Annotated in this window: 18 protein-coding genes and 1 riboswitch; of the genes, 7 read left to right on the forward strand and 11 right to left on the reverse strand. The window is 68.7% G+C overall.

Annotation, left to right across the window (positions count from 1 at the left end; all coding sequences use genetic code 11):
* Nucleotides 1-10 precede the first annotated feature (10 nt).
* Nucleotides 11-1672 (forward strand): signal peptide peptidase SppA, encoded by a 1662-nt coding sequence (gene sppA, locus H6717_02480; GenBank protein MCB9575882.1) that lies wholly within the window; start codon nt 11-13, stop codon nt 1670-1672.
* Nucleotides 1673-1674: 2 nt separating this feature from the next.
* Here sppA and H6717_02485 read toward each other — a convergent pair whose 3' ends face one another.
* Complete coding sequence (locus H6717_02485) at nt 1675-2970, reverse strand: hypothetical protein (GenBank protein ID MCB9575883.1); 1296 nt, start codon at nt 2968-2970, stop codon at nt 1675-1677.
* Between the two features lie 143 nt (nt 2971-3113).
* Nucleotides 3114-3236, reverse strand: a riboswitch (cobalamin riboswitch).
* 168 nt (nt 3237-3404) lie between these two features.
* On the opposite strand from H6717_02485, the gene H6717_02490 reads away from it, so the two are divergent.
* The 3 genes from H6717_02490 to H6717_02500 are packed head-to-tail and all read left to right on the forward strand — an operon-like array spanning nt 3405 to nt 6935.
* On the forward strand, nt 3405-5099 hold the full coding sequence (locus H6717_02490; GenBank protein MCB9575884.1) for a protein kinase: 1695 nt from the start codon (nt 3405-3407) through the stop codon (nt 5097-5099).
* Between the two features lie 40 nt (nt 5100-5139).
* Nucleotides 5140-5838 carry a hypothetical protein gene (locus H6717_02495; GenBank protein MCB9575885.1) on the forward strand — a complete coding sequence of 233 codons (699 nt, stop codon included), beginning with the start codon at nt 5140-5142 and terminating at the stop codon, nt 5836-5838.
* A gap of 2 nt (nt 5839-5840) precedes the next feature.
* Complete coding sequence (locus tag H6717_02500; protein MCB9575886.1) at nt 5841-6935, forward strand: alpha/beta fold hydrolase; 1095 nt, start codon at nt 5841-5843, stop codon at nt 6933-6935.
* Between the two features lie 35 nt (nt 6936-6970).
* Here the strand turns inward: H6717_02500 and H6717_02505 are convergent, their stop codons facing one another.
* The 5 genes from H6717_02505 to H6717_02525 all read right to left on the reverse strand — a co-directional run bounded on the left by H6717_02505 (nt 6971) and on the right by H6717_02525 (nt 11243).
* A complete protein-coding gene (locus H6717_02505) occupies nt 6971-7420 on the reverse strand; it encodes a hypothetical protein (GenBank protein MCB9575887.1) in 450 nt (149 codons plus the stop codon).
* A gap of 78 nt (nt 7421-7498) precedes the next feature.
* Nucleotides 7499-8089 (reverse strand): bifunctional precorrin-2 dehydrogenase/sirohydrochlorin ferrochelatase, encoded by a 591-nt coding sequence (locus H6717_02510; GenBank protein MCB9575888.1) that lies wholly within the window; start codon nt 8087-8089, stop codon nt 7499-7501.
* Complete coding sequence (locus H6717_02515; protein MCB9575889.1) at nt 8086-8766, reverse strand: hypothetical protein; 681 nt, start codon at nt 8764-8766, stop codon at nt 8086-8088. The genes H6717_02510 and H6717_02515 overlap by 4 nt, the downstream gene beginning before the upstream one ends.
* Complete coding sequence (locus H6717_02520; GenBank protein MCB9575890.1) at nt 8766-10412, reverse strand: BamA/TamA family outer membrane protein; 1647 nt, start codon at nt 10410-10412, stop codon at nt 8766-8768. The genes H6717_02515 and H6717_02520 overlap by 1 nt, the downstream gene beginning before the upstream one ends.
* 66 nt (nt 10413-10478) lie before the next feature.
* A complete protein-coding gene (locus H6717_02525; protein MCB9575891.1) occupies nt 10479-11243 on the reverse strand; it encodes an SDR family NAD(P)-dependent oxidoreductase in 765 nt (254 codons plus the stop codon).
* Between the two features lie 119 nt (nt 11244-11362).
* On the opposite strand from H6717_02525, the gene H6717_02530 reads away from it, so the two are divergent.
* A complete protein-coding gene (locus tag H6717_02530; protein MCB9575892.1) occupies nt 11363-12406 on the forward strand; it encodes a serine/threonine protein kinase in 1044 nt (347 codons plus the stop codon).
* Between the two features lie 727 nt (nt 12407-13133).
* Here the strand turns inward: H6717_02530 and H6717_02535 are convergent.
* From H6717_02535 to H6717_02555, 5 genes are all read right to left on the reverse strand, one after another.
* The gene (locus H6717_02535) at nt 13134-13529 is read right to left on the reverse strand and encodes a hypothetical protein (protein ID MCB9575893.1); all 396 of its coding nucleotides are present in this window, start codon (nt 13527-13529) and stop codon (nt 13134-13136) included.
* A 76-nt stretch (nt 13530-13605) separates the two neighbouring features.
* A complete protein-coding gene (gene treZ / locus H6717_02540) occupies nt 13606-15438 on the reverse strand; it encodes a malto-oligosyltrehalose trehalohydrolase (GenBank protein MCB9575894.1) in 1833 nt (610 codons plus the stop codon).
* Nucleotides 15435-16982, reverse strand: coding sequence for a 4-alpha-glucanotransferase (gene malQ, locus H6717_02545; protein ID MCB9575895.1), 1548 nt, complete (start codon nt 16980-16982; stop codon nt 15435-15437). Before malQ ends, treZ begins: the two co-directional genes overlap by 4 nt.
* Before the next feature lie 5 nt (nt 16983-16987).
* Nucleotides 16988-19597: a malto-oligosyltrehalose synthase gene (gene treY, locus H6717_02550; protein ID MCB9575896.1), complete on the reverse strand. Its 2610-nt coding sequence runs from the start codon at nt 19595-19597 to the stop codon at nt 16988-16990.
* A gap of 19 nt (nt 19598-19616) precedes the next feature.
* A complete protein-coding gene (locus H6717_02555; protein MCB9575897.1) occupies nt 19617-20549 on the reverse strand; it encodes a TerC family protein in 933 nt (310 codons plus the stop codon).
* A 125-nt stretch (nt 20550-20674) separates the two neighbouring features.
* On the opposite strand from H6717_02555, the gene H6717_02560 reads away from it, so the two are divergent.
* Nucleotides 20675-23773, forward strand: a complete 3099-nt coding sequence (locus tag H6717_02560; protein ID MCB9575898.1) for an AAA family ATPase — start codon at nt 20675-20677, stop codon at nt 23771-23773.
* Nucleotides 23773-24714 carry a mechanosensitive ion channel family protein gene (locus tag H6717_02565; protein ID MCB9575899.1) on the forward strand — a complete coding sequence of 314 codons (942 nt, stop codon included), beginning with the start codon at nt 23773-23775 and terminating at the stop codon, nt 24712-24714. The genes H6717_02560 and H6717_02565 overlap by 1 nt, the downstream gene beginning before the upstream one ends.
* The last annotated feature ends 7 nt before the right edge of the window (nt 24715-24721 follow it).

The raw sequence follows: 24721 nt of genomic DNA on the forward strand, positions 1-24721 counted from the left end.
GCTGACCTCCGTGCTGCGCCTCTTCTGGGTCCTGGTTGCGAATGCCACGCTGCTGCTGATCCACCCCTGGCGCTGGTGGCGGAGCCGCCACGCCGCGCCAAAGGGAGCGTGGCTGCAGCTGACCATCGACGGCGCCGTGGTGGAGATCGGCCGCAAAGCGCGGCTGTTCGAGCGCCGCTCGCCACCGCTGTCGTTGGTGTCCCTCCGCAACCACTTGGAGCTCGCCTTGGGCGACGCCCGGGTTGCCGGGTTGGTGGTCGTGATCGAGAGCCTCAGCGCGGGCAGCGCGACGGCAGCGTCACTGAGGGACGCCCTCGGCCGGTTTCGTGCGGGCGGCAAACCCCTGGCCGTGCATCTGCCCTATGGCGGCGGCAGCAAGGAGCTGTGGGTCGCGAGCGTCGCCGAGCGCATCTACGTAGGGCCCGACGCCTTGGTCGAGCCACTGGGCTTCGCGGCGGGCATGCCCTACTTCAAGGACGCCCTCGACCAGGTCGGCGTACGGCCGGAGGTGATGGCGCGCGGTCGCTACAAGACGGCCGGCGAGCCCTTCGCGGCAAGTCAGATGAGCGAAGCGCAGCGCGAGCAGCTGGGTGCGTACCTGGACACCCTGTTCGATGCGTTGGTCGACGGCCTCGCCAGCGGGCGAGGCATGGACCGCCCGCGCGTGGAGGCGTTCGTCGACGGCGGTCCCTGGTGTGCGGCGGACGCGGTGGAGCACGGCGTTTGCGACCGGGTCGTGTATCCCGACGAGCTCTCCGACGTGCTGGGAGAGGGGGTCGAGCTACTGTCCCTGGGGGACTACGTTCGCCGTCGCCGTGTGCGCTTCGTGCCGTTGCTCCGCGCGCCCACGCTGGCCGTGGTGGCGGTCCAAGGGCCGATCGTCAGCAAGGCGGGGCCGGCCCTGGCACCGATGGCGGTGGAGGAAGAGCTGGTCGCCGCCCTGCGGCACGTGTGGGACGACCGCCGGGCTGTGGGCGCGCTGGTCGTGATCAACTCCCAGGGCGGAGGTGCCATCGCTTCGGACCGCATTCGGCGGGCGGTGGAGCGCCTGGCGCAGAAGAAGCCAGTGGTCGCCTACATGGCGAACGTCGCGGCCAGCGGAGGCTACATGATTGCCGTGGGGGCTCCCCACATCGTGGCTCAGCCGACCACCCTCACCGGATCCATCGGCGTCATCGCCGCGCGGTTCGGGGCGGAGGAGCTGCTCGACAAGCTCGGGATCCGCGTGCAGGTCGTCAAGCGCGGGGAGCGCGCGGACATCGGCTCGCCGGCGCGGGCCCTCACGGAGGGCGAGCGCGCGCAGCTCGACCGCCATCTGGACGAAACCTATCGCGCGTTCCTCGAGGCCGTGGCGAAGGGACGCCATCGAGGCGTGGACGCCATCGAGCCATTGGCGGGCGGTCGCGTGTGGAGCGGCCGTGACGCTCACGCCAACGGCCTGGTGGACGCCCTCGGCGGATTCGACACGGCCGAGGCGGAGCTCCGAGCTCGCGTCGGAGCTCGCGCCGCGCGGGCACAGGTGCGCTTGGTCACGGCGCGCCGCTTGCGGCTGCCGTCGCTGCTGGGGCGTTTGCCGTCGGCAATGTCGCCCGCGGTGGAGCTCGCGCAGCTCTCCGCGTCCACGCGCGACCGCGCTTGGGCGTGGTGCGAGGTGCGCGAGCTCGATGGCTGAGCTCAGCGCACCAAGGCGGTGCCCGCGGCGCTTCCGAGGCTGGACGTCCAGCTCACCACGGGGGTGGCCGTCTCGGTCGTGAGGTCGTAGCGCACCGCGGTGGGCGTCGTGCCTCCGTCGTCGGTAGTGAAGCCGACGCCCCACAAGCTGCCCTGCTGGTCGGCCACCGGCGTATTCGGCACGTCGGACAGGTCCGTCCCCAGGCTGGTGGAGCCGATGCTCCAGCGCGACCAATGCTCGGCGTAGGTCGCGTCGAAGCGGTCGATCAGGGCGTCGCTGCCGCCCAGATGCAGGAGACGGCTCAAGAAATCGGGATCGCTCGGGGACAGCGCCACCGCGGTCGCGCCCGTCGAGGGCGTCACTTCCTCGATGCCGAACCCCGTCCGCTGGCTGCCCCCGTCCGCTGCGGCGAAGCAGCCCGCGGAAAGCACGAGGAGTTTGTCGCCGTCGAGCACCATGTCGACGGGATTCACGAGAGACAGCTCGATGCCTTCCCCGGAGGCGCTGCCGTTCAGGTCGGCGAGCTGATCGGTGGTGGTGTCGATGGCGAGAAGCAGTGCCTTCTCCGTCGGACAGGCGAGCTCGTAGGCAGGCGCAGCGATCGTCGTGCGATCGACGCGTTCCAGAACGAAGTACACGCGTTGGGTCGCGCTGTCGTAGACGGCGGCGGTGGCGTCCACCGCGCCGTCCCCGTCGCCCGAGCCGAGGTACGACGCGAGGTCGATGTTCGATGCCACCGCCGCCGTCCCGAGGTCCAGCACGGCGACGCGATTGGCGTCGTACAGCGTGACGTAGGCCTTGCTCGCGCTGACGGCCGCCAAGCTCGACGGATTCGTCGGGCTCGTGCCGGCAAGGCCTACGGCCGTCCGGCCCACATCGATGGTGTCGGCAATGGCGCCGTTGGCGCCCAGGGTCAGCACCTGGGAGAGCGTGCGCGCCAGCACGAAGCCGGTGCCCGCTCCGGCGGCAGGCACTGCGTCGCCGTCCGCCACCATGGCGCTGCCGAGCACGGTGTGGGTCGCCAGATCGATGCTCGTGACCTCGGTGTTGGAGGTGAAGTCCGTCAGCGCGGCGAGCAGCACGCCAGGAGCCATCCCGGCGTCGGAGCCGGCGCTTCCGCCGCTCCCCGCAGCGCCTCCCGCGACCCCGCCGCTCCCCGCCTGGCCGCCATCCATCCCGCCGCTGCCACCGCCGCCGCTGCCGCCGGTCGATTGACTGACGTCCACCACCTTTTCGTCACTGCACGCTGCCGTCACCGCCAACGCCAGTGCGCATGCGATCGTCCACTCTGCTTTCATTTTTCGGCTCCCGCTTGCCCTGCGTCCCCGCAGGGTGGGTGGCTTCGTGGGGCGGGAGCGCGTCGGGCGACCGCTCCGAGACCCCGCGGAGCATGTTCAGGGGCTCGCTCCTCCACCAGCGGAGGCGCGAGAGCGCCGAAGTCAGGTCTCCTGGCTCCCGGATCGTCCTTCGGTGCGCCCTTCCCAGGCATTTGCCCAGTGGTTTGCGCACTGTCGTCCCCGGTTACAGTGGCGGGGGCCGCGCCGGCATCTCACCGGCTTCCCTTGGCTGTGGCGCACCGCCGAGCCTGCGCCCGGACGGCGCTGCCTGATACCACGGCCTCGGGGCCCGGATCCATGCCGGCCCGGGGGGCGGTCATCTGGGTGCGACGCCGATTGCAGGATGGCCGCAAATCGACGACGCTAGCCCAGCGAATCCGCCCGCCTGACCCGAGATGGCTCACTCCCCTCGCAACGTTGCTCCCCTCGGCCAGGGATCGGTCGTCAACGACCGCTATGAAATCCGCCAGAGCCTTGGCAAAGGCGGCATGGGTGAAGTGTTTCTGGCCTACGACCGCAGCACACAACAGCCGGTCGCGTTGAAGGTCGTGCGCGAGGAGTCGCGCATGCCCGGGGACGACGAGGCCCTGCGACAGGAACTGCTGCTGGCCCGTTCCGTCAGCCACCCCAACGTGTGTCGCGTTCACGACTTGGCGCCCAGCCCCTGGGGGCCGATCCTGGTGATGGAGCACATCGCCGGGCAGACGCTCCATACCCACATCCGTCGTCGCAAGGCCCAAGGCGGCTACACCGCTGACGAATTTCGCAAGATCGCGAGCGAGACCTGCGCCGGTCTCGCCGCCATTCACGCCCAGGGACTGGTCCACGGTGACTTGAAGCCGGGCAACGTGATGGTCACCAACGATCGCGCCATCATCTTGGACTTCGGCTTCGCGCAGGAGCGTGCGCGCCTGAGCGCTCGCCGCCCGGGCGCACCGCCAGATGGCGGTACCCCGAACTACATGGCGCCGGAGCGACTGCGTTCCGGCGGCGCGAGCCCCGAGGACGACATCTACGCGCTCGGGCTCACGCTGTGGGAGATGTGGACCTGTCGCGTGCCCGAGCCGGGCTACCGGCCGCGGGCCAAGCCCATGCGCTCGCAGATCATGTTCGACGTGCCTGCCGGGCTCAGTGTGGACGAGGTGAAGCAGGTGTTCCGCTGTCTCAGTGAGGACGCCAGCCTGCGCCCCACGGCGCGCCACATGCGCTTTTTCAACCCCACGGCGCTGACCACCAGCCAGGTGCAAATCCCACGGGAAAGGCTGTCTCCCGGCGCCCCCCTCGGGCGTGGCGTGGCGGAGTCCTTCGTGCCCGGCGCCCAGGCCCTGCTCCTCAGCTTTGCCAGCAATGCCCCGGACGCCCCGGGTCGGCTGTTCTCCCTGGACAAGCCCGTGATGACCGTCGGCCGACGCTCGAATCAGGACATCGAGCTGCCCGAGGCCACCGTGAGCGGCGGCCACGCCGTGCTCCGCTGGCAGTCCGGCTCCTGGATCGTCGAGGACGTGGGCAGCACCAACGGCACCTACGCGGATCACTCTTACGAGCGGAAGAAGTCCGTGGCGCTGCTCCACGGCGGCGAGGTCCAGCTGGGTGAATGCCGGGTCAAGCTCGTCAGCTTCCACGACGGCTCCCCGCACCATCAGCGGGCCAAGAGCTACCTGGAAAAGAGGGACGGGCTCACGGGGCTGCTCAGCAAGGAGCATTTCGTGAGAGCCATCAAGGACGATATCGGCTTTGCGGAGTGGGACGGCGTGCCGCTGTCGGTGGCCCGCTACCACGTGCGCGGCCCCAACCGCCACGTGAGCGACCGCCCCACCATCCTGGAGATGCTGGCGCTCCGAAGAGCCGCGCAGCGGGTCATCGAGCTCACGGAAATGCTGCTCCTCAGCATCGTCCCGGTCACCGCCGGCCGCATCGCGCCTTTGAAGTTTGCAGTGGCCATGACCGGCCCCAGCGTTGACGAAGCCCGCCATGTGGTCGAGCAGGTGGTCTCCCAGGTGCAGGGGCTGATGCCGGAATCCTTGGATTTGGCTGCGACGTTGGTAAAAGCAGAGCCGGGCCAGCCTGCAGAGTCGTTGCTCGAGGGTTGACCCGCCTGTCGCGCTCGAGGGCGAGCGCGCGAAGCGAATCATGGCCGGATCTCCCCGACCCTCATTTCCAGCACCCAGTGAGCCGAGCCTCCGAAGGCTCGGCGTGGGCGGTGGTGGGAGCGGAGGGGGCGGCGGCGATCGTCCGCTGCGCGCGCAGCTCGTGGTCGCACTGGTAGTGGGGCTCGTGCTCCTGGCGGTGCCGCTCTACCTGTGGCGCCGCCCCAGCGGAACGGAGAACGCGCCGACGGACGGAGGCAACGGTGACGCCGCGTCCGGGCCGTCGGCGGCGCCGACCATTCAGCGCCTGCCGGTCCCGGATGCGGGTGCGCTGGTGGACGAGCTCGTGCGCCTGGATACGCCGCAGCGCGTGAAGTGCGCCGCCTCGTCCCGCTCCCGCGGTCAGGAGGGCACCCTCTGTGATCGCCTGGAGGTGTTCGAGAAAGCGCTCTCCAAGGCCATCCGCGAGAACGTGGACTGCGCACCGAAGACCGGCAAAGAGGGCAACCTCAACTACGTGCTCAGCGTGGACTTCAACGCCAAGCGGCTGCACGTGTTCCCAGGTGCGAGCGGCATGTGGAAGGGTCCGCAAGCACGCAAAGCGGCGGCCTGCGTCACCAAGTCCCTACCGAAGCCGGAGTGGGACAAGATCAAGCACCAGTATCGCTTCTACATGATCGCGATCTCGGCGACGTACCCGGCTCCCACTTCGACGGGCAATCCGTCGCAGCTCTTCGAGTAGCCATGCGACTCAGGCATCTCGTCGATCGCGCGGTGCTCTCGACGGTGAACGGCGTCGTGTACCTCACGGAGGGCGCCGCGCGCCCGGGCAGGAACGCGGCCCAGGCGGACGTGGTGCTTTCTCGGGGAAAATTGACGGTTTCCCGCGTGCGGCCCCTGTCCGACGTGGAGTTCGAGCTGGGGCCCGACGTGCACCGCGTGCGCTTCGAGCGCTTGCCGGTGCCCATCGTTCTGATCCCGCCGCTGATGGTGCGCCCCTACGTCTACGATCTCCGTCCCGAGCACTCCATGGTGCGCACCTTGCGCAACGCCGGCTTCGACGTGTTCGTCGTCGACTTCGGCGTGCCGGATCGCGATGACGAGAACGTGCGCCTCGACGACTACGTCATCGACTACGTGCCCGCAGCCGTGGACGCCGCGCTCGAGGCCAGCGGCCGCCGGCAAGTCACTCTTGCCGGCTATTGCATGGGCGGCATCTTCGCCTTGCTGCACGCCGGCACCCACCGTGACGATCGCGTGCGTAACATCGTGACCATCGGCGCGCCCATCAACTTCAAGAAGATGCGCGCCGCCTACGTCGCCTCGCGCATCGGCGCCTTCGGTCTCGGTCCGTTGATGGACGTGATCGGCAACGTGCCGGGCAAGATGAGCTCCCTCGGCTTCAAGTTGATGAGCGGGCCCCGGGCCGTCACCAAGTGGGGCGACCTCATAGCGAACTTGGACGACGAGAGCTTCGTCCGGGGCTTCGACGCCGTGAACAGCTGGGTCAACGATCTCATCCCGTACCCGAAGGAAGCCTTCAAGCAGATGGTCCGCGACGTCGTGCGCGGCAATCGCCTGGTGCGCGGTGGGCTCACCTTTGCGGGGCAGCCGTTCGACTTGAACGCCGTGACGCAGCCGCTCTTGGCCTTCGCGGGCAAGACCGACAACATCGCGACGCCGGAAGCCACCCACGCCATCGTGGACCACGTTTCCTCCACGGATCGCGAGCTCTTGGCCGTCCCCGGCGGCCACGTCGGCGTGATCGCCGGCAGCGCCGCGCCGGAAGCGGTGTGGAAGCCGATGATGCACTGGCTTCGCCCCCGGTCCGCCAGCTGACGGGGAATGTTGGCGCGGCGCGATGCCTGGCGCGCTCAGGCCGCCCGGCACGGCGCGACCGCTCGCGGCAGCCGCTCTTCGAGAAGCGCCGCCCAGGCCAGCAGGTACTCCACCACGTGCTCGCGGTCGCGGTACGACAGCTCGATACGTCGTGGAACCGGAATCGTCGCCAGCACCTCCGGGCAGCTCAGCCGCTCCAGGTGGCCGATGTCCTCCTGCGTCAGCCCCACGTCGAGCATGGTGCCGATCACGTGGTCGATGGGGTAGCCGCTGCCCGGGCAGTACTCGAGCGCTTGGTCGGCCCACTCGCCCGCGCGCTCCATCGCCAGCTTGCGGAGCTCCTCCTTGGAGCGGGAGGTGAGGGTCTGCGCCAGGTGGCCACAGTTGCAGGCGCCCAGGTGCGTCCAGGCGTAGGGCGCGCCAGCGCCGATGCGCGCGGCAGTGGTGCGAAGGGCGGTGACGAGCTCACGAGACGGGCGGGCCATACGGCGAAGTATAGCGCGCGGCGTCAGTCGTCGAGGGGCGGAAGCACCTTGGCGTCGAAGTGCGGCTCGCGCGTGGCGTCAGTCGTCGAGGGGCGGAACCACGAGCTTGCCGTCGAAGTGCAGGTCCCGCACGGCGTGGGAGAGCACGGCGCGACGTTCGTCCCGCGGCGTGCGATCGCGGAGGGCGGCCACGCGCGCCGCCCATGCGCCGAAGTCGCTCGCGGCGAGCATGCGTGACAGCTCCTCGGCGAGCTTTCGGATGAGCGCCGGGGCGCGGCCGGAGCTGGAGATCCCGACGCTGATGGGGCCCGAATGCACGACGGCCACGTGGGCGAACGTGTTGTGCTCGGGCTGGTCCACGGCGCAGTAGAAGATGCGCGCCTGCTCGCAGGCCGCGCCCACGCGCCGCGCGAGCTCCGCGTCGCGCTCCGCGAGCACCACGAGCCAACGTCCGTCCGTGTCGCCGTCGTGATAGGGACGGCGCTCGACGTGGACGCTGCCCGACGCGGCGAGGGTGGATAGCTCCGCCCCGGGCGTGGGTGCAAGCACCGTTACCTGGGCGCCCACGTCCGCGAGAGTGCGGGCGCGGCGCGCCGCTTCCGCGCCCGAGCCAACAATCAAGACCGAGCGACCCTGAAGCAAGAGCCCGACAAGAAACGTGGAGCTCACTTCTTGTCTTTCTTGGGTGGCGGTGGAACGGAGGGAACCGCCGTCTTGGTAGTGAACTTGAGCTCGCGCTCGGCGTCGCCGATGCGCTGCAGAAAGAGGCCGGTGAAGGTGCTGAACAGCGCGTCCCCCGGGGCGGCGGTTCCGGTGCCGGTGGGGCGGCTCACCCAGCGCTTGATCTTCTGCAGCACCTCCGGGCTCACGGGGTTCACCTGCACCTTGGCGTGGATGTACACGGCGGAGCCGAAGGGGATCTGATCCCGCGTGCCGATCACCAGGCGCCGGGCTTCGGCGCAGCGGCGGAGCACGCCGTCGACCGTGATGGCGGCGCTGGAGCGACTGCCACCGGGGCGCGTGATCTCCACCAGATACACTTCGTCCCACACGTGCCAGGTGATCTTGCAGGTTTGGGCGGTGGTGCTGACGGGATCCGGCGAGTCTGCCCGGTACACGGTGCCGGTGAACACGATGGTGGTGGGCAGCCCGCGGCTCAGCTTCTTGCGGATGCTGGCGTCCACCACGTCGCGATAGGACACGCTGACGTACACCAGGGAGCGCGCGGGGTTCCAGGTGTAGCGCGCGTCGCGAGGCGGCGGCTCTTTCTTCTCTTGGCCGAAAGCGGAGCCGGCGAGCAAGAGCACGACGAGGGCGGCGACGAAGGCGAGCAGCCGCCGGCGCATCAGGGGCCTCCCTCCCGCCGCACGGGAATGAAGCCCAGCACGTTGGAGAACGCGAAGGTGAAGCCGCCGGCGCTGGTGTCCATGCGGAAGCCGACGTTGGCTGTCAGATCCACCGGGATCAGCTGCAGCTTGGAGTAGCCGCGCGGTGGGTGCTCGATGTCCCGGCGGTTGGCCACGGCGTAGAGGCCGGCGCTGCCGAACAAGTCGATGCCGTACACCGAGCGGTGGCCGCGGTAGAGCGGGATGCGGTACTCGCCGCCGACCTTGCCGGCGTAGTGGCCGTAGCGGACTTCCTGGATGGAGGTGTCGAGGAAGTTCGGGGGCGGGCGGCGATCGAAGTTCAGACCCAGCACGCGGCCCGGCAAGAAGTCGCTGAAGTCGCCGACGTAGTACTGCTCGAAGAAGGGCGCGTCCCCGGTGATGGCGCCGCCGAAGAGCTCCAGCCGCACGACGTGATCCCAGGGCAGCGCCCACCAGCGCGAGGCGTGCACGTCCATGCGCTGAAAGCCGTAGTCGCTGCCGAAGGGCGCCAGCGCGACCTCCCCGGTTACGGACGCGAACCAGCCGCGGGTGGGCAAGAACGGCGAGTCGCGCGTGTCGTGCTGCAGCGTGCCGCGGACGGTGGACAGGATGCTGCGGCCGCCGAGGATGTCGAACAGGATGGGCCCGGTGTCGATGCCCCGCAGGTGATTGGCGGCGCGGGGCAGCTCCGCGTCGATGGACTCCAGGCGGTAGTGGAGCCAGAGCTGCGTGGTGACGCTGAGGTCCTTGCCGACGCCCAGGTTGCCGCCGAAGCGCTTGTAGCTGACGACGGCGTAGTCGGGCACGCTCTTGAGCTGGCTGGGATCCTCGTAGTTGACGTCAGCGTTGCCGAAGTAGTCCTTCGCGTCGTTGAACAGCAGCTGGCCGCTGGTCATCCAGTTGCTGCCCAGGAACGCGGGATCCAAGAAGCGCACCCGGAGCGCCAGCTGGTCTTGGGCTAGCCCCACGGCGGAGCCGAGGGTGATGCCGGTGCCCGCCAGGTTGGTCTCCGCCACGTCCAGGCCCGCGTAGGCGGTGAGCGGGCGCGCGTTGCCTTGCGTGTCGGCGTCCGCCGACAAGCCCATCCAAAGATCGTTGATGACGATGGTGTTGCGCTCGACCACGTCGATCACGAGCACGACCTGTCCGCGGCTCGAGCCCTTGCGCAGGGAGAACTGCACGTCCCGGAAGAAGCCGGTGCCCAGCAAGCGGTAGCGCGTGAGCTCGACCTCGGGGTCGTCCACCTCGATGACGTCGCCGGGCTTGAAGGGCACGTAGCGCAACACCACGCGGGAGCGGGTGCGGCGGTTGCCCCGCACCTCGATGGCTTCCAGCGTGTAGCGGACCACCGGCTCGGTGCGGGACAGCGGCCGGCCGGCGCCGGACACGTCCGCGCTGGCGGCGACCTCGTCCGGAGGCGGTACCCGCGGTGGTGCCGGAGGAGGAGACGTGGGCGCGCCGGTTCCCCAGGTATCCGGCGCGCCGTCCGGCGGAGGCGGCGGCGGTGCGTCGTCGACCGTGTCGTCCGGGGGTGGGGGTGGCGGCTCGGGCGCGGGTTGCGCCCAGGCGGGCGTTGCGTGGAGCGCGAGCACGAGCACGCCGGCCGTGCGCAGCAGGCGCCGCATCACGGGTTCGACGGGGGGCTCAGGGCGACGATTCAACGGGCGGCTCCGGGACCCGAAACTCGGGGACTATCCACGAAAGGGGAGGCGACTGGCGACGGCCTGCCACACGCGATCCGGCAGCGACTCCGCCAGGGTCATCGCAGCCGAGATCTGCCACGGGAACGTGACGACGGCTTCACCCCGCTCGAGCCCCTCCACGGAGCGCTTGGCCGCGGACGCTACGTCCATCATGAACGGCATCTGAAACTTGTTCTTCTGCGTGAGCGGCGTGTCGACGAAGCCCGGACGGATGTCGACGACGGCGATGGAGTGCTTCGCGAGATCCAACCGCAGCGATTCCAGGAACACGCTGACGGCAGCCTTGCTCGCGGAGTACGTGGCGCTGGCCGGCAAGCCGCGCATTCCGGCCAGGCTGGTCACGGCGGCGAGGGTGCCCCGGCTGCGGGCCACCATCGGCTTGATGGCGGGCACCAACGTGGCGAGGGCGCCGGTGACGTTGACGGCCAGCATGCGCTCCACCTTGTCCCAAGAGAGCTTCTCCGCGGGGCCGGTGCCACCCACGCCGGCGTTGGCCAGCACGAGATCCAGGCCGGAAAGCTCGCGATCCCAGTGGCTGATGGCTTCTAGGGCGGCGGTCGGGTCCGCGACGTCGAGCACGCACACCTCCGCACGTCCGCCGTTCGCGGAGATTTCGTCCCTCAGGGTGCACAGCTCCTGCTCTCGGCGAGCCGCCAGCACCACGCGCGTGCCCCGCTCTGCCAGCCGGAGAGCGATGGCGCGACCGATGCCGCTGGATGCTCCCGTAACGAACGCATTTTCGAAGCGTGCCACGCCGCGACTCTACAACAATGGCCGCGCGCTTGCTCGCCTCCCTGGTGCCCGGCAGAAGACTCATCTACATTTCCCCAGGGGGACACCAACGCTGCTTTTCACCGAGGGTTCTTGGGCACGTGACAGGAAGAGTCGGAGCCACCGTCGGCGGGCGCTACCGCCTCACACGACTGCTCGGCGAAGGCGCGGCGGGAACGGTGTGGCGCGCGGAAGGTCAGCTGTTCGGAACCGTGGCGCTCAAGATCCTGCGCGCGGAGCTGGCTCAGGATCCCGTCGTGGTGGAGCGCTTCGTGGCGGAGGCCCGCGCGGCGAGCACCATCGCGCACCCGAACGTGGTGAAGGTGTTCGATCTGGGGCGCGACGCGGGCGTGCCCTTCATGGTGATGGAGCTGTGCGATGGCGAGACGCTGGCCGGGGTCGTGTCTCATCGCGGCGCCGTGGGGGTGGCCTACGCTTGTGAGCTCGTGGGCCAGGTGCTGAGCGCTCTGGAGGTCGCCCACGGTCTGGGCATCGTGCATCGCGACTTGAAGCCGGGCAACGTGATGGTAGTGCACCCAGAGCCGGACCGGCCGCTGATCAAGGTGCTCGATTTCGGCATCGCCAAGAGCGTTCACGAGAGCGAAGAAGAAGACGAGCGCGGCGTGTTCGGCACGCCGAGCTATATGGCGCCGGAGCAGATCGCCGGTGGCGTGGTGGACGCGCGCAGCGATCTCTACTCCGTGGGCGCCTTGTTGTACGAGCTGCTCACCGGGCGCCCGCCGTTCCGCGGCGCCACGCCGGCGGAGGTGATGACGGCGGTGGTGAGCCGCCCGCCGAAGCCGCTCCGCGCCTACGACCGCTCGATGCCCAAGGCATTGGACGCCCTGGTTCGGCGCTGTCTGTCCAAGAACCCGGACCGGCGTCCGGCAACGGCGCGCGCCCTGGCGCAGGAGCTCGCCGCCTTCTCCGACACGCCGCCCGGCAGCGTGCCACCGGATCGCATCAGCCACGCGCCGGTGCCCCTCGTGGGCCGCGCGAGCGCGCTCCCTCCCGAGCCCGTCGTCGAGCCCGAACCCGCGCTGCCGCTGGTTCCCAAATCCAAGAAGCGCCCCGTGGCGCCGTCGCCGGAGCGTCCCCGCCTCGAGCTGGTGGGGGACGAGCTCGACGAGCCCGCCGAGGGCTAACTAACCCCAGTGCTCACCTGAGTCGGTCCTCCCTCGCAAAGCGGCGGCTCAACGACGATCTCTTTATCGGGTGGCTTGTCGATTCGGCGCGGAATCAGCCCGCCTATCGCGGAACAAGCAGCGCCAGGGCGCGCCGAAGCACTCGCGGCCGAAGGTCTTCTTGGCCGCGTTCAAATTGTGGCCTCTGCAATAGATCCGACCATTGGAGGATCCATCGCCACAGATCCTGGGCGTGCTCGAGCTTCGCTTTCAGGCCCTCTCTCCGGCCCAGCTCGAGCTCGCCGATCAGGGGGATCGGTCGCCCCCAAAGCGGTTGCTATGTAAACTGATTTTCCTACGCCAAAGACCCCCGCGCGTCCCCCTTCTGCCCTTCTCGAGCCTGCCGAACCCTGTCGAATGCAACGATCAGGGGCTTCGGACGCGCCTAGATCAGTTGCTATGTAAACCGATTTCCGTGCACCCCAGACCCCATCAATTCCGCGGGTCCACCCCGGCAAAGCCCACGCCCTTGGTCCAGCGCGCAGACGTCACGACAAGCCGCGCGCCATCCGGCACTGAACGAATTCTGTCGTCAGTTCGCGCTCGTCTCGTGTTGTGCTCTTCCGGTCGCTTGGCTCAGAAGGCAGCGCGCGCCCGCCCGCGAAGGACGCGCGGCAACGGCAGCGCGACCGTCAGTCGTTCTCTTCAGAGTGGCGTCTGTTGTGGTCAACCCAGGCGAATAGTGGGTCTAACGCTTCTTGCCGGCGAAGTAGCGCGTCGCGCGCTTCTGGCCCTGAGTGGAGAGCTCGCCGCGCGAGAGCAGCTTCTTGATGGGCAGCGCCAAGTCCTTGGTGGGCACGCCCATCTCTCGCGCGATCTGATCCGCGCGGGCGCCGGGGTGCTTGGCCACGAACGTGGCGATGGCCCCCTCGGAGCGCGCCAGCTCCTCGGCGGAGCGCTTGCCGCCGCTTCGCTTCTTGCCGACCACGCGACCCGTGCGCTTTTGCTTCGCGCGCGGCGGTGGGCTCTCGGCGCTGCCCAGCGCTTCTTTCACGCTCTCGAGCGCCGCCTGGCGGATCAGGTCCGTGAGCTCCTCCACGAAGGCGTCCACGCGGTCCCGGATGCGGCGTTCGAGGTCGTTCATGCCGCGGATAGTAGAGCAAAGCGAGATTCAGCCCAAACCCACGGCCATGAGTTTGTCGGGGCGCCGCGGTAACGCCTCAGAGCCAAATGGCGGCGGAGAGCGGCGGGAGGGTCACGCTTTCCGCGCCCGGTTCGACGACGCCGAGGGGCGGCACCGCCGCGTCGTGGCCAAAGCGCGCGTCGCGGGAATAGAGCTCGAGGCTCAGCGCCTGCGCTCGTTCGGGCAGCGGACACGCGGCGGCTCGCTCCGAAAAGTTCAAGGCGAAAAGCGCCGGAGTGGCGGTCACGTCGCGCCGCAGGATGCCGAGGGTCTTCGCCTCGTCGTCGTGGCGCACCGTGAGCAGATCGCGTCGCGCGTTACCCAGGGCCGGCACCTCGCGGCGCAACGCGAGCAACGCCTGGGTGAGGCGCAGCACGCCGGCGTGGGGCGCGAGCCCGGGCGTTTCTGGATCGAGCACGCAGGCGGCGAAGGTCTCCGGGGCTTGCGGATCGTGATAGCGCTCCGCGGCGCCGAAGGCGCTCACTTCCGCGAGGCGACCGCTTTGCACGGCGCGCACCAGATCCGCGTCGCCGTGACTCGTGAAGTAGAAGAACGGTCGCGTCTCGCCGTACTCCTGTCCCTGGAACAGGAGCAGCGGACAGGGCGCCGCCGCCAGCGCCACCAGGGCGAGCTTCTCCCGCGGTCCGCCCAGCAACGTGGCGTGCCGTTCGCCCAGACACGCGTTGGCGATCTGATCGTGGTTCTGGCCGAACACCACGTGCTCCGCTCCCGGCCGGCCCTGGGAGCTCATGCCGTGGCGCCGCTCGCGGAACGTGCTCGGGCAGCCGTCGATCACGAAGCCGTCGGAGTAGGCCTTGGCCAGTGCCGCGGCGCTGCCGAAGTCCTGGAAGTAGCCTCGGCGGTCGTCGCTGGTCAGGGCGAAAAGGGCGTGGTGGAAGTCGTCGCTCCACTGGGCGTCGAGGCCCCAGCCGCCACGCTCCGGCAGCGCCGTCACCCGCACGTCGTTCAGGTCGCTCTCCGCGACGATCGTCACTTTGCGGCCGAGCGATTTCGCATGGGCGTGCACCTCGCGAGACAGCTGGGCGAGCACGTGGTCCGCGCCGAAGTCGTAGATGGCGTGGACGGCATCCAGCCGCAGGCCGTCCACGTGGAACTCTTCGACCCAGTACTTGGCGTTGTCGACGAAGTGTCGGCGCACCGGATCGGAGCCCGGCCCGTCGAAGTTGAGAGCATCACCCCAGGGCGTGCGGTAGCGATCCGTGAAGTAGGGCCCGAACTCCCCGAGGTAGTTCCCCTCCGGCCCGAGGTGGTTGTAGACGACGTCGAGAAAGACGGCGATGCCGGCGCGGTGGCTAGCGTTCACCAGACGACGGAGGGCTTCCGGGCCGCCGTAGCTGCTTTCCGGTGCGAACAGGTGCACGCCGTCGTAGCCCCAGTTGCGGGTGCCGGGGAACTCCGCCACCGGCATCAGCTCGATGGCGTTGATGCCCACGCTCTCGAGGTACGGCAGGCGCTCGATGACGGCGTCGAAAGTGCCTTTGGGGGTGAAGGTACCGACGTGGAGCTCGTACAGCACGAGACGTTCCCGCGGCGGACCGACAAAATCGGAATCGGACCAGACAAAGGCGTTGGGATCGACGATGCGGGAAGGGCCGTGCACGCCTTCGGGTTGGTGGCGCGATGCGGGATCCGGCCGCTTGCGATCTCCCAGGACGTAGAAGTAGTCGCTGCCCACCGGGGCGCCGTCGACCTCGCCTTCGAACACGCCGTCCACGCGCTTTTCCAGCGGCACGCGCGTCTTGGAAGCCACGAGCTCCACGCTCAGGGAGTCGAGCGCCGGGGCCCACACGCGAAACCGCGCGCGACCTCCTTCGAGCGGCGTGGCGCCGAGGGTGAGCGCGCGGCTCACCGGCGCCGGCTCCTGACGAACGCTTCGGCATCTCCGCGGGCGGGGCCGAAGGCGCGGCCGTAGGTCCGGGTGATGCCATCGAGGGCCTGTGCGACGCGGGGCGTGAGCGCGCTCTCGCGCACGCGCCATTGCCAGTTGCCCTTGGAGGTGCCGGGCACGTTCATGCGTGCCTCGGAGCCGAGGCCGAGCACGTCTTGCAACGGAAACAAGGACAGGTTGGCGACCGACATGGACGCCAGGCGAATCAGATCCCAGTGGATGTGCTTGCCGGGATTGCCCAGATAGGCCTTCACGCGCTGCCTTTCCTTGCCGATGCCGCGATACCAGCCTTGAATGGTGTCGTTGTCGTGGGTGCCGGTGTACACCACGGCCTCGCGCGGGTGGCGGTGGGGCAGGTAGTCGTTGTTGGCGTCGGAGCCGAAGGCGAACTGCAGCACCCGCATGCCGGGGAGCTGGAAGCGATCTCGCAGCGCACACACTTCGTCGGTGACGATGCCGAGATCTTCCGCCACGAAGGGGAGCCCTCCGAGGTGCTTCTCGGCGGCTTCGAAGAAGGCCTCTCCTGGAACGCGGACGAACTTGCCGTCTTGTGCGGTCTTGGCGTCCGCGGGGACTTGCCAGTAGCGGTGAAACCCGATGAAGTGATCGAGGCGGACGGCGTCGAAGCGCGACAGCGTGACCGAGAGCCGGCGCAGCCACCACTCGAAGCCTCGAGCCTGCATGCGCTTCCAGCGAAACAGGGGGTTGCCCCACAGCTGTCCGGTCTTGCTGAACACGTCCGGCGGCACGCCGGCCACGGCGGTCTTCTCGCCATCGCGGTTCAGGAAGAACAGCTCCGGATGACTCCAGACGTCCGCGCCATCGTGGGCCACGAACATGGGTACATCGCCCAAGAGCGCGATGCCCAGGCTCTTGCAGTGCTCGCGCAGCGCTTGCCACTGGCGATCGAAGGCGAGCTGCACGAACTCGAAGAAGCGCACGCGCTCTCGGAGCTCTCTCTCGGCGCGCTCGAGGGCCGCGGCCTCACGGCGGCGAAGGCCGCGCTCCCAGGTGTTCCAGTGCGCCCCGCCGTGGGCCTCCTTGAGGGCGGAGAACAGGCAGTAGTCCCGGAGCCAGCCGGCGTGATCGGCGCGGAAGCGCGCGAGGTCCCGGCGCGCGGTTCCATCCTTCTGTTGCTCGAAACGCGCGTGGGCGCGCTGCAAGCGTTCCCAGCGAAAGCGCGCCGCGGCGTCGTGCTGCGCGTGCTTCGCTCGGGCCAAGGTGCTGGGCGCGGACAGCTCGGTGTCTTCCAGCAGGCCTTCTTTGGCCAGCTCCTCCAAGCTCACGAGCCAGGGGCTGCCGGCGAAGGCGCTCGGGCTGTCGTAGGGTGAGCCGCCCCAGCCGGGGGGACCCACGGGGAGCATCTGCCACCAGGTCTGGCCCGCGGCGGCCAGCCACTCGGCGAAGCAATGGGCGTGCGGCCCGAGGTCACCGCCGCCGTGCGCTCCGGGGAGCGAAGTGGGATGCAGCAGCACGCCGCTCCGGCGCGCCGAGAGGTTGGCGATGGGGCTCACGACAGGCGTTCCAAGAGCGCGACGGGAAGACGCGCGAGCAGCTGCGCGAGGGGCAGCGGGTTTCCGTCGATGGTGTGTTCGGTCCAAGTGAAGACGTCTCGGTAAGTGCCGACGGGCAGGGCTCGGGGTGGGATCAGGTTCGACTTCTCCCACGGAGACGCGGCCGGCGTCGAGCGCAGATGATGCCGGCTGGCGACGGCGATCACGGCTTCGTCACCGAGCACTCGCGCAAAGCTCACGATGCGATCGTGCGCCGGCCCGCGAGCAAGCGCGGGCACGTAGCGACCGTCGCGGAACAAGCCCGACCGCCGGCGCCGGAGCGAGAGCCCGCGCCAGGTGAGGAGCAACTTGATCCGTCCGTCTTCGGCACTCGAAAGGAGCTCTTCGGGCGCGGGTGGCTGGCTGCGGAGCTCGGACAAGAGGCGGCGGCGAAGCTCGAAGTCCACCGGGCGGCGATTGTCGGGATCCACCAGATCCAGCGCCCAGAGCTCGGTTCCCTGGTAGAAGTCGGGCACGCCGGGTATGGCCAGCTTCAGGGTCAGGAGCGAGAGGGAGGAGAGCATTCCGGCCTGCCGGACCGACGCGAACAGCTCCGCGAAGGCGTCCAGGAAGCGCGGGCTTTCGAGCAGCGACCGCAGCATGTGCGTGAGCGCGCTTTCGTACTCCGCGTTGCCGTCGACCCAGGCCGTGTGGCGCTTTGCCTCGCGAGCGCTCTTGATCAGCGCGCCGCCAACGCGTTCGAAGAACGTCACGTCCGGGGCGCCCGCCATGGGCCAGGCGGCGAGCAGCAGTTGATACAGCAGGTACTCGTCGTTGGCGTCGGGCGCCAGCGTGCCGTTTACCAGTGTCTTGTGCTCCCGGGCGAGCTCGCGAAAGGTGCTCACGGCGCTCGCCCAGCGCTCGGGGATCTCGCTCAAGGCGAGCAACCGGGTGCGGGCGTCCTCGCTGCGCTTGGTGTCGTGGGTGCTGGTGGAGGTGAGGGACAGCGGCCAGCTCGCTTGCCGTTCGGCCATCGCGTTGTGGAAACCGCGGAGCGTGGTTCCGACCGTGCCGGGATGGGCGCCCACCTCGCACAGGGCCAGCAGCGGGAACCAGCGGTAGAACGTGGTGTCCTCCACGCCCTTGGCGGCAGCGGGGCCGGTGAGCTGCTGGAAGCGCAGGAGCACGGCCCGGCACGCCGGAAGCTCGTCGGCGCTCACCGAAAGGAGCAACACCCGGCCGATGGCGTCCAGCACGGCGGGGGACGTGTGCTCCTTGGCGCGGCGGAGCGCGTCCTCGATGCGGCGGCGATCCTCGCCGTCCACGACCGTGGCGTCCGGCCGCACGTAGCTCCGGTACACGTCGAAGGCCGCCACCAGCTCGAGCAGGGCCCGGCGCACGGTCTCGCGATCGCCCGCCTCCACCAGGGGCAGCAGCCGGTCCGTCAGTTGTTCCACTTCCGGAGCGAGGGAGCCTTCGAGCACCGTGAGCTTGGCGTCCCGGACGATCGCTTCCACCGGACGCGCTTCCCCCACCAGCTCGCGGTAGCTCGCCGTGACCTGCTCGGCGCCGGGGGTGTACGCCAGTACTCCGTCCAGCCACGCGAGGGCGTCGTAGCCCGTGGTGCCATCTACCGGAAAAGGCCGCAGCCGCTCGCCGGGCGCCAGGATCTTCTCCACCACCACGTAGCGGGGCGGATCCCCAAGGGCGCGACCCAGGCGGCGCAGGTAGGCTTCCGGATCCAGCAGTCCGTCCACGTGGTCGATGCGCAAGCCACTGATGGCGCCGCGGCGCCCGAGCTCGATGATGACGGCGTGTCGGGCGTCGAAGGCTTCGGTGTCCTCCACTCGCACCGCGACCAGCTCGCTGACGTCGAAGAAGCGCCGATAGCTGAGCGACGCGGGATCCTTGAAGTGGCCGAGGCGGTAGTGCTGCGCTGCCAAGACGGCGTTCAGGTCCACGGTCTTGGCCGCGGCGTCGATGGCTTCTCCCACGCCGGGGCGGTAGCGGATCAGATCGCCGAGCTCTTGATGCTGCCGTGCGCGGCGGAGCAAGGCGGCACCCTCGGCGTCGAGGCGTTCCGCCGCGGGCTCCAAGATCAGCGGCCAGCTCTCGACGGCCAGCGGAAAGCGCCGTTCCCAGTAGCGGAGCCACAGGTCCGCGCCGTGGCGTTCCACGGAAAGCTCACCGCGGCCGACGACCGCCTCGAGATCGTCCCCGAGCACCGGAAGCCGCAGCTTGCCCTCGGGAAAATCCACGTCGAAGTAGCGGGCGAAGGGCGAGCCTTCTCCCGCCTCCAGCACGTCCCGCCACCAGGGGTTGGAGGGATAGGCGCCCATGTGATTCGCCACCACGTCGATGAGCAGCCCCATGTCGCGCACGCGCAGCCGCTCCGTGAGCTCGTTCAGCGCATCTCGCGAGCCGAGCTCCGAGTCGATGCGCGAGGGATCGACGATGTCGTAGCCGTGGAGGCTTCCGGCGCGGCTGGTGAGCAGCGGCGAGGTGTACACCCAGTGCACCCCGAGGTCGGCGAGGTAATCCACCAGCGCCGTCGCTGCCGACAGATCTTGCTCCAGATGGAGCTGCAGCCGATAGCTGGACGAGGGCGCCGCGGGCGTCCGCTTCATGACCATTCCCCCGAGCGCGCTACTCGCCCGGCGCTTCTTCCTGTGGCCTGCGCAAGGATGCGACGATGGCGATGGTGAGCACCACGGCGATGAACCCCAGGCTCACCAAGTTCGGCACCTTCACGAAGTCCGTGAGCAGCATCTTGCCGCCGATGAACGCCAAGATGACAGCCAGGCCCACGTCCAAGTAGTGGAAGCGGCTCATCATGCCGGCGAGCATGAAATACAGCGAGCGCAGGCCGAGGATGGCGAAGATGTTCGAGGTGTAGACGATGAACAGGTTCTTGGAGATGGCCAGCACCGCGGGCACGGAATCCACGGCGAACAGCAGATCCGAGAGCTCGATCACCACCAGCACCAGGAGCAGCGGCGTGGCGTACAGCACGCCGTCGATCCGAGTCACGAACCTGTCGCCATCGTGACGGTCCGTGGTGCGCAGGAAGCGCCGCGCAACCCGCAGCGCTAGATTGCTCTCGGGATCGACGGTCTCTTCCTTCTTGAACGCCAGCTTCGCGCCGGTGAACACCAAGAAGCCCCCGAACACGTACATCATCCAATGGAAGCGGTTCAGCAGCGCGGTGCCGGCGAGAATGAAGATGGCGCGCATCACCACCGCACCGCCCACGCCCCAGAACAGCACGCGCTGCTGATGCTTCTCCCGCACTCGGAAGTACGTGAAGATCACCAGGAAGACGAACAGGTTGTCGACGGATAGGGATTTTTCGACCAGGTAGGCGACGACGTAGGTGACGGAGTGCTCCGGCCCCATCCGCGCGTAGATGAAACCGGAGAAGAGCAACGCGACGAAGATCCAGATCGCGCTGCGGATGGTGGCTTCTCGGAAGCTGACGCGATGCGCCTTGCGACCGAAGATGGCGAGGTCCATCGCCATCGTGCCGAGCACGGCACCCGCGAACACCGCCCAATCCAGCGCCGCCGCGCCGCCCAGCATGACCGCTGGTGCTAACACGCGCCGGGGGCTACGGCTACCGGTCTCAGGCCCGCGGGCCGAACGGCTTCGAAATTTCTCGTCGGCTCCTCGGGTGCGCGAGGATTATGGGCTAAGGAACTCCACCGATGCTTTTTTCGCGCGTCCGCCGGCTCCTCGCCCTGGTCGTGACCGCTTGCGCGCTCTGGGCGCGCCTCGCGGTCGCGGATGGGGGTGTGGATGGGGGCGCGGCGGAAGCCGGCATTCCCGCCGACGGCCTGGCCGAGTCGCTTCGCGACAAGGCCGAACAGATTCTTGCGCTCCTCGACGAGAAGCTCGACGTCGCCGTCGAGCCGAAGTCCCTGTTCGACATCGACATCTCGGACGAGGCGGTGGTGGAGGTGGAGCGACGACGACTCCAGGCCGTGCTCGCCTCCGACGACAAGCCCGACGCTTCCGTGGCGGTGAAGAAGCCTCGCAAAGAGAAGGATGCGGGGGTGGCGGACGCCGCCGTGGTCGCGCCACCGCAAACGCTGTGGGAGGCACGCCTCGCGCTCGACCGCGCGCGCCTCGACTTTCTCTCGTTGCCCCCACAGAAGCGGAAGGGGCTCTTGGCGGCCCACGCCGCACGCCAGGCAAAGAGCGTCGTGGGGGAGGACAAGACCAGTCAGGCCCAGAAGAAGGTGGAGGCTGCGGCCGAGGAGCGCAAGAAGGCGCTGGAAGACGCGCGTCGGGCGCGCTCCGAGGCTCAGCGGCTGGTGGCCGAGGAGCGAGTGCGGCTCCTTGGTGTCAAAGAGGAACAGGCCAAGTTCGAGGCGGGCCTCGCGAAAACCCAAGAGCAGATCGCCAAGCGCGCGGAGACCACGCTCGGCTTTCGTCGACGGGTCACCGGTTTGGTGGCGGAGCGCAAGAGCGGCGATGCCAGCGCGGACGAGGCGGATCGCGCCTACGACGAGCTCGTCAAATACCTGCGGCAATCCCGCACGGATCTATCGACCGCGCTGACCAAGATCACGAGCGGCGACAGCGGCGTGCCGCGCGCCGGCCCGGATCGTCTGGACACCGCCGGGGCCAGCGTCGATCGCAGCGAGGTCGACAAGCTGCGGTCGCTGATCGAGACCCAGGCCGAGAAGCTCCAGAAGCAAGAGGACAAGCTCAGCTGGAGCACGGCAAGCGCGCTGCTGGAGCAGGTCGAGGCGCTCAATCGAGATCGTTTGACGCTGTACCCGTACCTGACCGGCGACAAGCGCGCCTCCCTCACCAGCTTCAGCGCTCCCGGCATCGACCAGGCGCGGGCCGAGGGCCGTCAGGTCACCTTGGTGACTCGCTATCACGTGATGACGTCGGCGAGCTGGATCGCCAAACTTCGAGATCCCGGCACCGCGGGCCTGCGGGAGGTGCTCGCGACCTTCAGTCTGCTGAAGATCCTGGTTCTGATCGGCGTCTTCGTGTGGTGGCGGCGTCGGGCGAAGGGTGTGCTGGCGCTGCTCTCGGAGCGCGTTCAGCAGACGGTGGTGGAGTCGCGCTCCGCGCGAGTGCCGGTCTACGCCGAGCGAACCCTCGCGCTTCTCGAACGCGTGGAGCGTCCGGCGAGCTGGCTTCTGTTCGTGTGGCTCGTGATGTGGCTTGCCGGCCCGCCCATCTCGGAGCTGTACGAGACCCGCATCCTGTGGCTGGTGCTGGGCTGGACCCTGGGCGGGGTCATCGTGGTGCACACGATAGACGCCTTCTTTGCCAGCCGTGCCTCGCTGGTGGGACGCCAGAGCACGGACGAGCTCCGGCTCCGTTCGCTGAAGCTCATGGGCCGTGTCATCGTGGCAGTGGGCCTCACGCTGGCGCTCACCAGCGAGCTCGTCGGCCAGGGCACCATCTACAGCTGGGTGCTGTCCACCTGCTGGTTCGCGGCGCTGCCCATTGGTCTCGTGATCGTGCGCTGGTGGAAGCCCGTGGTGTTCGAGCGTGTCGCAGGCACGCGGCGCAAGAACGCATTCGTGGCGTGGGTGGAGCGGAACGAGTCGGGTTGGGTGAGCTTTCCCGCGGCTACCTCCGGCGGCGTGTATCTCATCGCCGTGGGCGTCGGTCGCGTGGTGCGGGCTTACGTGAGCGGTTTCAACCTGACGCGGCGCTTGCTCGCGTATCTGTTCCGCCGCGAGGTCGCCAAGCAAGCTCGGGATCGGGAGTCGGGCGCCACCCATCCGTTGGACGAAGAGCAGATGGCAGCGCTCGACCCGGAAGCCGGCGCGTCGTTCCTGCTGCCCACCGTGGGCGACGAAGAAATCCAGGCGGTGACGCAAGCCATCGATGCGCCCGGGGGCGGGGTGTTCGCCGTGGTGGGCGAGCGCGGCATGGGCAAGAGCATGCTGCTCGGGCGCATGTTGGCGGCCAAGCCCGACTCGCTCTTGGTGGAGTGCCCCGTGGGCGGGATGGGACCGTTCCGCCAAGCGCTGTATGCAACGCTGGACCTGCCGCCCGACGCCAGTGACGAAGACGTGAAGCGGGTGCTCAACGAGAAGCAGCACGACAACGCCTTGCTCGTCGACGACGCCCACCGCCTGGTGCGGCCCACCATCGGCGGTCTGGACGACTTCGACTGGGTGCTGGCCCTGGCGCGGGAATCGAGCGTGACCACGACCTGGGTGTTTTGCATGGGCAGTATCATCTGGCAGTACGTGGAGCGCGCGCGCGGGGCGCGGCCGTTGTTCGACGAGGTGATCGCGATCCGACCCTGGTCCGAGGAGAACATCGCGGAGCTGCTTCGGCGGCGCTCTTCCGGTGCGGGCATCGAGCCCAGCTTCGAAGGACTGATCGCCGAGCCGGAAGAAGACGAGGAGCTGAAGCAGGAGCAGCTGGCTCGCACCCAGGCCAGCTACTACCGCCTCTTGTGGGACTACGCCGGGGGGAACCCCGCGGTTGCGGTGCACTTCTGGAGGGAGTCCCTGTCCGTGTCTCCGGACGGCGACGTGTCCGTACAGCTGTTCTCGGCGCCGGACACCAGCGACCTCGAACGGCTGCCGGATCCGGCGGTGTTCGTGCTGCGTGCCGTGGTGCAGCTCGAGCTCGCTGCCGTGGACGACATCGTGGAGGCCACCATGTTGAGCCGCCGGCAGGTGCTCGACGCGCTACGCTACGCGAGCTTTCGAGGCTACTTGGAGCAAGCGGACGGACGCTACCGCGTGGCTTGGAACTGGTTTCGCGCGATCACGCGATTTTTACAGCGGCGCCACCTGCTGGCGCGAGGGAGCGGTTGATGAATCGCACGCTACGGGTCTCGGGGCCGATTCTGCTCGCGCTGCTCACGGTGACGAGCGTGGCGGCAGCGCAGGATCTCTCCGATCCGCCGGACGTCTCCAAGATCGTCAGCTTCGTTCGTTGGAGCGGGGTGTTCATCTCGGCCTTCGTGGTGGCCGGCGCCGTGATCGCGCTCCGCTTCTTGGGCGGCATCGTCACTCGGCTCTCGGCGCGCTTCGCGCACCGGCGGCTGTTGTTCAGCAAGATCGAGTCGTTCACGCGGTTCTTCGTGTACTTCGCCACGGGCATCGTGGTGGTGGGGCTGTCGTTCCAGATCAACCAGACGGTGCTCACGCTCATCGGCGGCACCTTCGCCGTGGCCGTGGGCTTCGCGATGCGCGATCTGGTTGCTGCGATGATCGCCGGCGTGACCATCATGTTCGATCGCCCGTTCCAAGTTGGAGATCGCGTGCAGTACGCCGGCGAGTATGGCGACATCACCGCCATCGGCCTCCGCTCGGTGCGCATGCAGACGCTGGACGACAACACCGTGACCATCCCCAACAACAAGATCCTCACGGACGTGTCCAGCTGTGGCAACTACGGCGCCCTCGACATGCAGGTGCAGATCGACTTCTTCGTCGGGGTCGATCAGGACATCGAGCTGGCGGAGCGACTCATCACCGAGGGCATCTTGAGCAGCCGCTACGTGTTCTTGGACAAGCCCGTCGTGGTGATCATGAAAGAAGAGATCAAAGAGGATTACGTGGCGCTCCACTTGCGCGGCAAGGCGTACGTCCTCGACACCAAGTACGAAAAGGCCTTCGAGACGGACGTGACCAAGCGCGTGCTGCTTGCATTCCGCAAGAACGGCGTGCACCCGCCCGCGGTGCTGCACCGCACGGTGGATACCGGCCCTCGCCAAGCGGAGCAGCCGAGCGCGCGAGCGTTGCCGAGCTGAGGGGTTG

The sequence above is a fragment of the Polyangiaceae bacterium genome (assembly GCA_020633235.1).
Lineage (GTDB): Bacteria > Myxococcota_A > Polyangia > Polyangiales > Polyangiaceae > JACKEA01.

Bases quoted from the DNA above. Each gene is read 5' to 3' on its own strand.
- H6717_02485 (MCB9575883.1), bottom strand. From the start codon at position 2,970: ATGAAAGCAGAGTGGACGATCGCATGCGCACTGGCGTTGGCGGTGACG.
- H6717_02490 (MCB9575884.1), top strand. From the start codon at position 3,405: ATGGCTCACTCCCCTCGCAACGTTGCTCCCCTCGGCCAGGGATCGGTC.
- H6717_02495 (MCB9575885.1), top strand. From the start codon at position 5,140: ATGGCCGGATCTCCCCGACCCTCATTTCCAGCACCCAGTGAGCCGAGC.
- H6717_02500 (MCB9575886.1), top strand. From the start codon at position 5,841: ATGCGACTCAGGCATCTCGTCGATCGCGCGGTGCTCTCGACGGTGAAC.
- H6717_02505 (MCB9575887.1), bottom strand. From the start codon at position 7,420: ATGGCCCGCCCGTCTCGTGAGCTCGTCACCGCCCTTCGCACCACTGCC.
- H6717_02515 (MCB9575889.1), bottom strand. From the start codon at position 8,766: ATGCGCCGGCGGCTGCTCGCCTTCGTCGCCGCCCTCGTCGTGCTCTTG.
- H6717_02520 (MCB9575890.1), bottom strand. From the start codon at position 10,412: ATGCGGCGCCTGCTGCGCACGGCCGGCGTGCTCGTGCTCGCGCTCCAC.
- H6717_02535 (MCB9575893.1), bottom strand. From the start codon at position 13,529: ATGAACGACCTCGAACGCCGCATCCGGGACCGCGTGGACGCCTTCGTG.
- treY (MCB9575896.1), bottom strand. From the start codon at position 19,597: ATGAAGCGGACGCCCGCGGCGCCCTCGTCCAGCTATCGGCTGCAGCTC.
- H6717_02555 (MCB9575897.1), bottom strand. From the start codon at position 20,549: ATGCTGGGCGGCGCGGCGGCGCTGGATTGGGCGGTGTTCGCGGGTGCC.
- H6717_02560 (MCB9575898.1), top strand. From the start codon at position 20,675: ATGCTTTTTTCGCGCGTCCGCCGGCTCCTCGCCCTGGTCGTGACCGCT.
- H6717_02565 (MCB9575899.1), top strand. From the start codon at position 23,773: ATGAATCGCACGCTACGGGTCTCGGGGCCGATTCTGCTCGCGCTGCTC.